The sequence below is a fragment of the Pseudomonas sp. ERMR1:02 genome, assembly GCF_002277815.1.
Lineage (GTDB): Bacteria > Pseudomonadota > Gammaproteobacteria > Pseudomonadales > Pseudomonadaceae > Aquipseudomonas.
The window spans coordinates 94,266-106,011 of sequence record NZ_NKJI01000003.1 but is presented as its reverse complement, the minus strand read 5'-3'; the positions used below and the strand labels follow the sequence as shown (position 1 = coordinate 106,011).

13 protein-coding genes and 1 pseudogene are annotated in these 11,746 nt (G+C 56.5%); 10 read left to right on the top strand and 4 right to left on the bottom strand.

Features of this window, described 5'->3' with window-relative positions:
* Nucleotides 1-4: 4 nt before the first annotated feature.
* From rsxB to CES87_RS32345, 6 genes and pseudogenes are all read left to right on the top strand, one after another.
* Nucleotides 5-379, top strand: a pseudogene (rsxB, locus tag CES87_RS34155) (electron transport complex subunit RsxB); the annotation flags it as partial.
* A 601-nt stretch (nucleotides 380-980) separates the two neighbouring features.
* Entirely contained in the window at nucleotides 981-1,967 is a 987-nt protein-coding gene (locus tag CES87_RS06510) for an RnfABCDGE type electron transport complex subunit D (protein ID WP_128605470.1), read from the top strand.
* Entirely contained in the window at nucleotides 1,964-2,575 is a 612-nt protein-coding gene (locus CES87_RS06505) for an RnfABCDGE type electron transport complex subunit G (protein ID WP_128605469.1), read from the top strand. Before CES87_RS06510 ends, CES87_RS06505 begins: the two co-directional genes overlap by 4 nt.
* The gene (locus tag CES87_RS06500; protein ID WP_128605468.1) at nucleotides 2,568-3,155 is read left to right on the top strand and encodes an Rnf-Nqr domain containing protein; all 588 of its coding nucleotides are present in this window, start codon (nucleotides 2,568-2,570) and stop codon (nucleotides 3,153-3,155) included. Before CES87_RS06505 ends, CES87_RS06500 begins: the two co-directional genes overlap by 8 nt.
* A 25-nt stretch (nucleotides 3,156-3,180) precedes the next feature.
* Nucleotides 3,181-3,819, top strand: a complete 639-nt coding sequence (gene nth / locus CES87_RS06495) for an endonuclease III (RefSeq protein ID WP_128605467.1) — start codon at nucleotides 3,181-3,183, stop codon at nucleotides 3,817-3,819.
* A 106-nt stretch (nucleotides 3,820-3,925) separates the two neighbouring features.
* Nucleotides 3,926-4,102, top strand: coding sequence for a PA3496 family putative envelope integrity protein (locus tag CES87_RS32345; RefSeq protein ID WP_178081396.1), 177 nt, complete (start codon nucleotides 3,926-3,928; stop codon nucleotides 4,100-4,102).
* A 93-nt stretch (nucleotides 4,103-4,195) separates the two neighbouring features.
* Here the strand turns inward: CES87_RS32345 and CES87_RS06490 are convergent, their stop codons facing one another.
* Nucleotides 4,196-4,822, bottom strand: coding sequence for a response regulator transcription factor (locus CES87_RS06490; RefSeq protein WP_128605466.1), 627 nt, complete (start codon nucleotides 4,820-4,822; stop codon nucleotides 4,196-4,198).
* A gap of 532 nt (nucleotides 4,823-5,354) precedes the next feature.
* On the opposite strand from CES87_RS06490, the gene CES87_RS06485 reads away from it, so the two are divergent.
* Nucleotides 5,355-6,026, top strand: coding sequence for a hypothetical protein (locus tag CES87_RS06485; RefSeq protein ID WP_128605465.1), 672 nt, complete (start codon nucleotides 5,355-5,357; stop codon nucleotides 6,024-6,026).
* A 149-nt stretch (nucleotides 6,027-6,175) separates the two neighbouring features.
* Here the strand turns inward: CES87_RS06485 and CES87_RS06480 are convergent, their stop codons facing one another.
* Both CES87_RS06480 and CES87_RS06475 read right to left on the bottom strand, forming a co-directional pair.
* The gene (locus CES87_RS06480; RefSeq protein WP_008032151.1) at nucleotides 6,176-7,393 is read right to left on the bottom strand and encodes an argininosuccinate synthase; all 1,218 of its coding nucleotides are present in this window, start codon (nucleotides 7,391-7,393) and stop codon (nucleotides 6,176-6,178) included.
* Nucleotides 7,394-7,522: 129 nt separating this feature from the next.
* Nucleotides 7,523-8,428 carry an OmpA family protein gene (locus CES87_RS06475; protein ID WP_128605464.1) on the bottom strand — a complete coding sequence of 302 codons (906 nt, stop codon included), beginning with the start codon at nucleotides 8,426-8,428 and terminating at the stop codon, nucleotides 7,523-7,525.
* A 159-nt stretch (nucleotides 8,429-8,587) separates the two neighbouring features.
* Here CES87_RS06475 and pyrC point away from each other — a divergent pair, with 159 nt between their 5' ends.
* Together pyrC and rnt are read left to right on the top strand one after the other, a co-directional pair.
* Nucleotides 8,588-9,634 carry a dihydroorotase gene (gene pyrC / locus CES87_RS06470; RefSeq protein WP_128605463.1) on the top strand — a complete coding sequence of 349 codons (1,047 nt, stop codon included), beginning with the start codon at nucleotides 8,588-8,590 and terminating at the stop codon, nucleotides 9,632-9,634.
* On the top strand, nucleotides 9,631-10,308 hold the full coding sequence (gene rnt / locus CES87_RS06465) for a ribonuclease T (RefSeq protein WP_128605462.1): 678 nt from the start codon (nucleotides 9,631-9,633) through the stop codon (nucleotides 10,306-10,308). Before pyrC ends, rnt begins: the two co-directional genes overlap by 4 nt.
* A 234-nt stretch (nucleotides 10,309-10,542) precedes the next feature.
* Here the strand turns inward: rnt and CES87_RS06460 are convergent, their stop codons facing one another.
* Nucleotides 10,543-11,145 carry a peroxiredoxin gene (locus CES87_RS06460; protein ID WP_128605461.1) on the bottom strand — a complete coding sequence of 201 codons (603 nt, stop codon included), beginning with the start codon at nucleotides 11,143-11,145 and terminating at the stop codon, nucleotides 10,543-10,545.
* Nucleotides 11,146-11,449: 304 nt separating this feature from the next.
* On the opposite strand from CES87_RS06460, the gene CES87_RS06455 reads away from it, so the two are divergent.
* Nucleotides 11,450-11,668, top strand: coding sequence for a bacterioferritin-associated ferredoxin (locus CES87_RS06455; RefSeq protein ID WP_090324905.1), 219 nt, complete (start codon nucleotides 11,450-11,452; stop codon nucleotides 11,666-11,668).
* The last annotated feature ends 78 nt before the right edge of the window (nucleotides 11,669-11,746 follow it).

The following is an 11,746-nucleotide window of genomic DNA, read 5'->3' as shown; positions in this document are numbered from 1 at the left end:
CATCGATGCCCTCTTGCCGCAAACCCAATGCGGCAAGTGCGGTCACCCCGGATGCAAGCCATACGCTGAAGGCATCGCCAACGGCGAGCCGATCAACAAGTGCCCGCCGGGCGGCAACGAAACCATCAACGCATTGGCCGATCTGTTGAAAGTGCCGGTACTGGAACTGGATGTCAGCCGTGGTTCGGCTCCGGCGCAGATCGCCTATATCCGCGAAGCCGAGTGCATCGGTTGCACCAAATGCATTCAGGCCTGTCCGGTAGACGCCATCGTCGGTGCGGCCAAGCTGATGCACACGGTGATCATTGATGAATGCACCGGCTGCGACCTCTGCGTGGCGCCCTGTCCGGTTGACTGCATCGAAATGCGTCCGCTGCCGATGGCCACGGTGCTGCCGATTGTCGGAGGCCTGGCGTTCAGTCTTGAAGAACAACGGGCCCGCGCTGCCAAACGCAATCACGCACGTCGTCGATTCGAACAGCGTAACGCTCGCCTGCAACGTGAAGAACAACAAAAGGCCGCTGAGCGCCATTCCCGGGCACAACGCCAAGCCCAGCCCAGTGAAATGAAGCTCGACCCGGTGCAGGCTGCGCTCGAACGCGTCCGCGCTCAGAAAGCTGCCGGTGCCGATGCCGCGTTGAAGAAGGCCAAGATCGATCTGGCGATGAGCCGGGCACAATTGACCAAGTCACTCAAGGCTTTCGGGCATCCGCCGACCTTCGAACAGCAGTCACAGTTGATAGTCCTGCAACAGCAGTTCGAAGCCTCCGAGCACGCCCTGGCACAGCTGGAAAGCACTGCGCCGCCAGCCCCGACGCCCGTTGCGGCTCCGGCGAAGAATGCCGAATTGAATCGAGCGAAAATCCAGTTGGCCATGCGCCGGGCCGAGCTGAAGAAAGCTCAAGCCAGCGAAGCACAGGCCGAGCAGATCGAAGCACTGGAGCGTGCTGTCAGCGAAGCCGAACGCCAGGTGGATGACCATGGCGCCCCTTGAATCGGTCGATGCGCGCCTGCAGCAGGCCATGAAACTGGTTCTACTGGCCACGCTGCCAGGGATGCTGGCGTTGTTCTGGTTATACGGCTGGGGAGTTTTGATCAACTTGTTACTGGCGGGGAGCAGTGCGTTGGCTGCTGAGGCGGCGGTGCTGCAACTGCGCAAGCGTGCCCTCAAACCGACCTTGAGCGACTGCAGCGCCCTCGTCAGTGCCATGCTCCTGGCCCTGGCCTTGCCGCCGTATTGCCCGTGGTGGCTGACCGTCAGTGCCGCCGCGTTTGCCATGCTGTTCGGCAAGCACTTGTATGGCGGTGTCGGCAGCAATCCGTTCAACCCGGCGATGCTCGGCTTCGCCCTGGTGATGGTCGCGTTTCCGCAACAAATGACCCACTGGCCTGCGTCCCACGGCATGGATCTGTCGGGCGGCGTGCAGCAAGTATTCGGTTTCGGTCAAAACCCGGATGCCTGGGTCCGGGCCACGGCACTGGATAGCCTGCGGATCAATAAAAGCCTGACCATGGATGAACTGTTCTCGGTGAATCCGGCGTTTGGTCATTTCGGTGGTCGCGGCGTGGAATGGGTGAACCTCGCCTTTCTCACGGGCGGCGCGTTCCTGCTGCAGCGTCGAGTGATCAGCTGGCATGCGCCGGTCGGCATGCTCGCCAGCCTGTTCCTCATCAGTCTGTTGTGCTGGAACGGTTCGGGCTCCGACTCCCATGGTTCACCGTTGTTTCATCTGCTCACCGGCGCCAGCATGCTGGGAGCGTTCTTCATCGTCACGGAACCGGTGTCCGGCGCTAAAAGCCCCGGCGCACGTCTGCTGTTCGGCATCGGTGTCGGGTTGCTGACCTATCTGATTCGTACGTGGGGCGGCTACCCGGACGGCGTGGCTTTTGCCGTGCTGTTGATGAACCTCTGTGTACCGGCACTGGAGCGGTTTGTCGCTGCCAGGCAGGAGCGGATTGCACCATGAGCCGCGCGTCGAGCCTTGCCACCCTGGCGTTACTGGCCGTCCTCGGGATTGGCCTGACCTGGCTCACGCAGCACAGCAGCGCGCCACGGGTCGCGGCTGAGCAGCGCCTGATCGACAGCCGCAACCTGCTGGACCTGCTACCGCCCGACAGCTACGACAATCAACCGCTGGAGCAACCACTCACGCTCGAAAACACGGTGCTGGGCAACAGCACACTGCTGGCGGGTTATCGAGCAACCAAGGCCGGCCAGGCTTATGCCGTACTGTTGCGCAGCCAGACCCTGGGTTACGCAGGCGCAATCGACTTGCTGATCGCCATCGACCTCAACGGCAGGCTGATTGGCGTCAAAACCCTCAAGCAAACGGAAACCCCGGGACTCGGTGCGCGAATCGCCGACTGGCCCAATGCCTGGCTTCAGCTGTTTTCCGGAAAATCTCGAACCGAGCCGGACGACAAAGGCTGGGGCTTGAAAAAGGATCAAGGACAATTCGATCAGATTGCGGGAGCGACGATCACCTCAAGGGCGGTGATCAATGCCACCCACGACGCGCTGCGCTACTTCGATGAACACCGGCAACAACTGCTCGGGAGCCCTTCCCATGAGTAAATCCCCGCTGTTACAGAACTCATTGATGCTCGCGCCGCTCATTGGCGCCACAGGTTCACTGGTGACCGCTGTGGGCCTGTGGCTGATGTTCATCGTAGTGACCAGTGTTTTTGGCCTCGGCATGAATGCACTGCGATCTCGCATGCTCCCGGCGACGCACTTGCTGGCAAGCGTGTTGCTCAGTGCAACGCTGACCAGTTGCGCAGAACTCGGCGCGCAAGTCTGGTCGCTGCAATGGCATCAACAAACGGGAATCTATTCAGCTTTGATTGCCTTGCAATGTGTCGTGCTGGAACACACGGGATTCTTCCAAAGCACCTGGCGAGATCGCCTGCGCCTGTGTGGCCTGTTCGGCGCATTGATGGTGAGCCTGGGCCTGCTGCGCGAACTCATTGGTAACGGGACACTCGGCAATCATCTACTGTGGCTGGTCGGGGCGACGCAAACGGATTGGCAAGGTTGGGTGCTGACCGGCGACGCAGGCTTGCGCCTGGCCACGCTAGCCCCTGGTGGCTTTATTCTGCTGGGATTGCTGATCGCCGCATGGCAGGCCTGGCACCGCCCGACACCTTCACACTGACCGCTTTCGAGGAAACGCACTGCCCATGAATGCCGCAAAACGTCTGGAAATTTTCCGCAGACTGCATGAAGACAACCCGGAACCGAAGACCGAACTGGCCTACTCATCAGCGTTTGAATTACTGATTGCGGTGATTCTTTCGGCGCAATCGACCGATGTCGGCGTTAACAAAGCCACGGCAAAACTGTTCCCGGTCGCCAATACCCCGGCGGCGATCCATGCGCTGGGCGTCGAAGGTTTGTCGGAATACATCAAGACCATCGGCCTGTTCAACAGCAAGGCTAAAAACGTGATCGAGACCTGTCGCTTGCTGGTGGAGCGCCATGCAGGCGAAGTGCCGCAGACTCGCGAGGAACTGGAAGCCCTGCCCGGTGTGGGCCGCAAGACCGCCAACGTGGTGCTCAATACTGCATTCCGTCAGCTGACGATGGCTGTGGACACCCATATTTTCCGAGTCAGTAACCGCACCGGCATTGCCCCCGGCAAGAATGTGGTCGAAGTCGAGAAAAAACTGATGAAGTTTGTGCCCAGGGAGTACCTGCTCGACTCCCATCACTGGTTGATCCTTCACGGACGCTATGTTTGCCTTGCCCGCAAGCCTCGCTGCGGCAGTTGTCGGATCGAAGACTTGTGCGAATACAAGCACAAGACCTCGGACGATTGAGGCGCTATTAGGATTATTGATTTATCGATTGAAAAAATCTTTTTTACCCGCCGAGAGAATGTCGATATAAGAGGCGCCAAAGGCACACTTAGCCTGGAGTAACTAAATGAGCACTGGCAAAGAGCACTTGGACGAAGATGAAGAATTCACTGCCGTTGAAGCTGATGATGCCGAGCCGGTAGTCGAAGTAGCGAAAACCAACCTGAGCAAGCGCCGTACCATCGACAATCTTCTGGAGGAGCGCCGACTGCAGAAGCAATTGGCCGATTACGATTTTGACTAATGACACCTGAAAGCCTCCCGAAACGGAGGCTTTTTACTTTGTGCCGAACCGCGATAAATGCCCGTTCATCGCCCATCGTCACCGCAGATAAAATCACACTATCCCATTACGTTGAGCCAGTTCGATCAGGTCGACCAGAGAGCGCGCATTGAGTTTCAGCAACAGGCGTGTTTTGTAGGTACTGACGGTCTTGTTGCTGAGAAACATCCCATCGGCAATCTCCTTGTTGGTCTTGCCTCTGGCCAATTGTTGCAATACCATCATTTCCCGCCCTGAAAGACGATCCACCATCTCGGCTTCACTTGCGTTCCCCAGACTGGCACGCACAGTATGCAAGGCTTGATTGGGAAAGTAGCTATAACCGGACAACACTGCCTTTATTGCACTGAGCAACTCAGTGAGATCCTGCTGTTTGCAAACATACCCGGCAGCACCCGTCTGCATGCAACGCATTGAAAAATGCCCAGGAGCCTGGGAAGTCAATATCAGCACTTTCATGGGCATGGCTGCTGATGTAAGTCGCGCGATAACTTCCAACCCGTCCAGCTTCGGTATCCCGATATCCAGAATGACAATGTCCGGCATGAATTCGCGGGCAAGTTGCAACGCATCAACACCATTATCGGTTTCTGCAACAACTTCGTAGCCATGACGCTCCATTAGCATACGTACCGCAAGACGAATGACGGGGTGATCATCCACGATCAGCACTTTATTCATGGGCAATTCCAATTTTCGCTGTTCGAATTTTTAGAGCCCGCACAATAGCCTAGTCGTTTCACCCATGGCATGCCGCCCCCCCCAGCGACCTGCAGCGAGAGACATTCCCTACGAGAATCGCGGATTAATCTTACAAAAAACTGCCAAACACAACGCAGCAAAATCTGAATCCATGTGAACAAGTCATGAATTTCAACATTTTTTGTATAGATTTACGATCTGAAAAATGAAGCATCAAGATTCGGCAAAGGTAATTTGAAGCGCATCAATCTTTAAACGTAACCGGCATTTAGCACTAAAACATTAACACCAGAAATATCACACACCGTTCACCTACTTGTTCTTACAGCGAAAAAATGCGCATCGACAATCATTACGAACATGAAAAACCAAAAACAAAACAACGTACACCACAGATAAAAATACGGACACTTCAGACACCAACATCATATGAATGGCGTAACATACCCCCAACAACAGACACCAACACCATCAATCAAACGAGCAAAGACAAATACAATGAGTAATAAACATGATCAAACTCAAAAAGAGAATTACCAACCCCATGACCATAATCGCGATATTCGCAACACTGTCTGAAACATCGGCAGCTATTTCGCTCCCCTTCCTCGACAACGAAGAAAGAGAAATTTATGTCTGGTTTCTAATCAGCTTTCCTTTTTATTTACTTTTCCTTTTCTTCGCCACGCTTAACTTCAATTACCGATCGCTTTACTCGCCTTCGGACTTTGAAAAGGACGAGCATTTCCTGAAAGCCATGGACGATGTTGACCCCAAAAAAAACAATGCTTCGGTGAAAGGCTCTCGGCCCGATTCGATTGCTTGCAGTGCGCAGGCTCCACCAGACGAAACAGGTTTACAGCCCAACCTTTCGGTTCAGCATCACATTCGCTTACCCGAATTACTGAAGGATTTGCACATCATCGATGCGCGCTGGATGAAAAATAAAATTGAGCTCAGCTCTTCGCTGGAGAAAATAAAAAAGCCACAGGAAGGACAGGCGCACGTGATTTTGTTTCTCACGGGCACGGAGTTGGAGAAATCACTGAGAGAAAGCGTTCTCAAATATTCCAGACAGACAAGAAAAAGCGGCAGCGCCAGTTACTGCGTTGCTTACGATTTGAGTTCACACGGGGTGACGGTCATGGGCCGGAGCCGCCAACTGACAATCAATCAGCAGTGAGGCAGGTCCTGGCGGGGAGATGCAGGCGCAGACGTATCAAACAGGGAAAGGTAAAAATGTTGTACCGCAATCCAGGATCAAAAAACCATTTTCAGAAATTGTGGCCCCGTCAATGACGAGGCCACAAATCCATTACAGGCTCAAAATACTCAGAAAAGCTTGCGGCCTTTGTTCGCGGCAATGCGCATGCGCAAGGCGTTGAGCTTGATGAAGCCCGCCGCATCGGCCTGGTTGTAGGCGCCGCCATCTTCCTCGAAGGTCGCGATGTTGGCATCGAACAACGATTCGTCGGACTTGCGACCCGTGACGATCACGTTGCCCTTGTACAGTTTCAGGCGCACGACGCCGTTCACGTGAGCCTGGGACGCATCGATCATCTGTTGCAGCATCAGACGCTCAGGACTCCACCAGTAGCCGGTGTAGATCAGGCTGGCGTACTTCGGCATCAACTCGTCTTTAAGGTGTGCCACTTCGCGATCCAGGGTGATCGATTCGATCGCACGGTGGGCGCGCAGCATGATGGTGCCGCCAGGTGTCTCGTAGCAGCCACGGGACTTCATGCCCACGTAACGGTTCTCGACGATGTCCAGACGACCGATACCGTGTTCGCCACCGATACGGTTCAAGGTCGCCAGCACGGTAGCCGGGGTCATTTCGACGCCGTCCAGTGCCACGATGTCGCCGTTGCGGTAGGTCAGCTCCAGGTACTGGGCCTTGTCAGGAGCCTTCTCCGGGGAGACGGTCCATTTCCACATGTCTTCTTCGTGCTCGGTCCAGGTGTCTTCCAGCACGCCGCCTTCATAGGAGATGTGCAGCAGGTTGGCATCCATCGAGTACGGGGATTTTTTCTTGCCGTGACGCTCGATCGGGATTGCGTGCTTTTCAGCGTAATCCATCAGCTTTTCACGGGACAGCAGGTCCCATTCGCGCCAAGGAGCAATCACTTTCACACCTGGTTTCAAGGCGTAGGCGCCCAGTTCGAAACGAACCTGGTCGTTACCCTTGCCGGTGGCGCCGTGGGAAATGGCGTCAGCGCCGGTTTCGTTGGCGATTTCGATCAGGCGTTTGGCGATCAACGGACGAGCGATGGAAGTACCCAGCAGGTACTCGCCTTCGTAAACGGTGTTGGCGCGGAACATCGGGAAAACGAAATCGCGCACGAATTCTTCGCGCAAGTCGTCGATGTAGATCTCTTTCACGCCCATGGCCTGAGCCTTGGCGCGTGCAGGTTCGACCTCTTCACCCTGACCCAGGTCAGCGGTGAAGGTCACCACTTCACAGTTATAAGTATCCTGCAGCCACTTGAGGATCACCGAAGTGTCCAGGCCGCCGGAATACGCCAGAACGACCTTGTTTACGTCCGCCATGCCATCACTCCACGGGGTTCTACGGAAAGCCGTGAAGTCTACCGCTCATGCAGGAAAATTTACAGTGGCGCGACAGCTTATGACGACGAAGCGACAGATTATGTCGAGAGCGCGACGATGACCAACAAGTCATGTCGTTGCCGATGGTCCCGGTTTCGTGGCCTGGGGAGCCACTTGCTCCGGCGGCGCCCCTCGCTCCAGCCGTACGGCGACCCGACGATTTTTCGAGCGGTTGGCGTTGTTGGAATTGGGCGCCAGCGGATAGCTCTCACCATGGAAACGCATGGTGATCTGCGACTCCTGTATGCCATTGGCCTTGAAGAACTCCATGACCGCCAAGGCTCGACGGCGTGACAGGTCACGGTTGGTGAGGCGATTGCCGCTGTTGTCGGAATGCCCGTCAAGTTCGATGTGATTGACCGTCGGATCGGCCTTCATGTACTCGAGCATCACCTGCAGCCTGGCTTTCGCGGCCGAATCCAGATCGATACCGCCGCCGGGAAAACCGACTTCGGACTGCTTCACCTGATCGAAATTCTGTGGCAACAGTTTGGCTACGCAGCCCTGATAGTCGGCAAACGCCTTGTTGAATCTGACTGGCAACAAACGCACTTCCGACACCCGTCCATCGCCCGAAGAATGTCGAACCACCGGACTGCGACCGTCCATCAGGCCGCTGATCAAACGCCCGGCCTGCGCCTGCGAACTGTTGAACAACACATTACCGTTGCCGACTCTCACCGTGCCCAGATTGATATCACCCCGTCCTGGCTGCCAGGGCGCAGCCGCGGCCAGCAAGGTAGCCGAGCCACCGCCCATCATGGCGTTGTAGGCATTAAGCCGAAACGTCGCCTGCTCGCCAGCACGACGCACGAACTGCCCCGAGCCAAAATCGGTGATCGGCTGGGTCAGGCGGCACTCGAATTTGTCGCCTTCGACCGTCCACTCGATGCTCTCCAGACGAGTCTGAAAAGTGAGCGCCATCGCGGGAAGGCTGGCAAACACACTGAGCAAGGCTAAATAACGCTGGCGCACGGGAGGCTCCACTGGCTTCTACAACAAAAAGACCGACACACACTTGTTTACGGCATACCTGTTGGATATCGGAAGCTTGCCGCAAAACTTGATAGCGAGTGCCTGCAAGAGTCTTTTCCGGTAGCATTCCCTTGAGTTTGACCCGCCTGGAATCCCCTCATGTCCGACCGCCTGACCCTGCTGCGTCCCGACGACTGGCACATTCATCTTCGCGATGGTGCCGTGTTGACCAATACCGTCGCGGATGTCGCGCGCACCTTTGGTCGCGCCATTATCATGCCCAACCTGGTACCCCCGGTCCGCAATGCGGCTGAGGCCAACGGCTACCGCCAGCGGATCCTCGCTGCCCGCCCGGCCGGCAGCCAGTTCGAACCGCTGATGGTTCTGTACCTGACCGATCGCACCCAGCCTGAAGAAATTCGCGAGGCCAAGGCCAGCGGTTTCATTCACGCCGCCAAGCTGTACCCGGCCGGCGCCACCACCAACTCGGACTCTGGTGTCACCAGCATCGACAAGATCTTCCCTGCACTTGAGGCCATGGCCGAAGTCGGAATGCCCTTGCTGATTCACGGTGAAGTCACCCGCGGCGATGTGGACGTGTTCGACCGCGAAAAAATCTTCATCGATGAGCACATGCGTCGCGTGGTCGAGCATTTCCCGACCCTAAAAGTGGTGTTCGAACACATCACCACCGCTGACGCCGTGCAGTTCGTCAATTCGGCTTCGGCCAACGTTGGCGCGACCATCACCGCGCATCACCTGCTGTACAACCGCAACCATATGCTGGTGGGCGGGATTCGGCCGCACTTTTATTGCCTGCCGATACTCAAGCGCAACACACACCAGGAAGCGCTACTCGATGCCGCCACCAGCGGCAGCGAAAAGTTCTTCCTCGGCACCGACTCGGCACCCCACGCGCAGCATGCCAAGGAAGCCGCCTGCGGTTGCGCAGGCTGCTACACCGCTTTTGCTGCGATCGAGATGTATGCCGAAGCCTTCGAACAGCGCAATGCGCTGGATAAGCTCGAAGCCTTCGCAAGCCTCAACGGCCCGCGTTTCTATGGCCTGCCGGCGAACACCGATCGCATCACCCTGGTTCGCGAAGAGTGGACCGCCCCAACCAGCCTGCCGTTTGGCGAGCTGACCGTTATCCCGCTGCGCGCCGGTGAAAAACTGCGCTGGCGCCTGCTGGAGGAACACGCGTGAGTGAAGACCATTTCGACGACGAACAGGACGGTAATGGCGGTGGAGGCGGTTCTCGTCATCCAATGGCCGCCAGGTTCCGCGGTTACCTGCCAGTTGTCGTCGACGTAGAAACCGGTGGTTTCAATTCGGCCACTGACGCCCTGCTGGAAATCGCCGCGACCACCATCGCCATGGATGAAAAGGGTTTTGTTTACCCGGATCACACCTACTTCTTCCGGGTAGAGCCTTTCGAAGGCGCGAATATTGAAGCGGCAGCCCTGGAGTTCACCGGGATCAAGCTCGATCACCCACTGCGCATGGCGGTGAGTGAAGAGACGGCTCTGAACGATATCTTCCGCGGCATACGCAAGGCGCTCAAAGCCAACGGTTGCAAACGGGCAATTCTGGTCGGGCACAACAGCAGCTTCGACTTGGGCTTCCTGAATGCCGCGGTTGCGCGCCTGGACATGAAGCGCAACCCGTTTCACCCGTTCTCCAGTTTCGACACGGCGACCCTCGCCGGCCTGGCTTATGGTCAAACAGTGCTGGCCAAAGCCTGTCAGGCAGCCGATATCGATTTCGACGGTCGCGAGGCCCACTCGGCTCGTTATGACACCGAGAAGACCGCCGAGCTGTTCTGCGGCATCGTCAATCGCTGGAAACAAATGGGCGGCTGGGAAGATTTCGACGATTGATTGCTGTCGCGGATCCTATTCCGCGACGGGTTCTGCTCTTTGTAGGAGCCGAGCTTGCTCGCGATGGTCGTCAACGATAACGCGGGCAGTCTGGCCCCCGCGGTGTTCTTGAGCCCATCGCGAGCGAGCTCGCTCCTACAGAGTTACAGAGTTGCAGGTTTATCCCGCCCATAAAAAAACCGGCCTCAAGGGCCGGTTTTTTTGTACCTGTTTTTTATAACAGGACCGTGTGCCTTACAGCGCAGCAGCGTGCTCGGTCAGGTAAGCCGCGACGCCTTCGGTCGAAGCGGTCATGCCCTTGTCGCCTTTTTTCCAGTTGGCCGGGCAGACTTCGCCGTGCTCTTCGTGGAATTGCAGCGCGTCGACCAGACGAACCAGCTCTTCGATGTTACGGCCCAGCGGCAGGTCGTTGATGATCTGCGAACGGACAACGCCCTTGTCGTCGATCAGGAACGCGCCACGGAATGCCACGCCGCCTTCGGACTCAACGTCATAGGCCTTGGCGATTTCGTGCTTGATGTCGGCAGCCATGGTGTAACGGACTTCGCCGATACCGCCATTGTTGACCGGGGTGTTGCGCCAGGCGTTGTGGGTGAAGTGCGAGTCGATCGACACAGCGATCACTTCTACGTTGCGTGCCTTGAAGTCAGACATGCGGTTGTCCAGAGCGATCAGCTCCGACGGGCAAACGAAGGTGAAGTCCAGTGGGTAGAAGAACACCAGGCCGTATTTGCCTTTGATGGCCGACGACAGGGTGAAGCTGTCTACGATTTCGCCATTGCCGAGTACGGCCGGTACGGTGAAGTCAGGGGCTTGTTTGCCTACGAGTACGCTCATTGGATATCTCCTGGTGTAGAAACGTGAAAAACAAGGTTTGCACCAGCCTGCCACCCTCAGACGACAGCCCTGTGACACAAACCCGTTTCGCAAAGACCGGTCATCATACACTGCGTGTTTGGCCTGTCCTCAACGGTTTTTCCCTTGGGCGTAAAAACGCGGGCGCGGATTTCATTTCTCGAAGGCCTTGGAGAAACCGTTCGTCAGGCCTGGGAAAAAGCCTCTACAAAGCACTTTGACAATCATTCTCGTTAACATTAAGATCCATCGCATTCGAGACATAAACAAGCGACGGTCTTCACTTATGTATGTTTGCCTCTGCACTGGCGTCACCGACGGCCAAATCCGCGATGCGATCTATGAAGGATGCTGCAGCTACAAGGAAGTCCGCCAGGCCACCGGCGTTGCCAGTCAATGCGGTAAATGTGCCTGCCTGGCCAAGGAAGTGGTTCGCGAAACCCTGACAAAATTGCAGACGGCCCAAGCCGCCATTCCTTTTCCTGCAGAATTTACAGCCGCATAAATACCCCCTTTTCAAAGAACCGGACTGATGTCCGGTTTTTTATGTCTGAAAATCAAATGCTTATGCTCTAGACGCGGA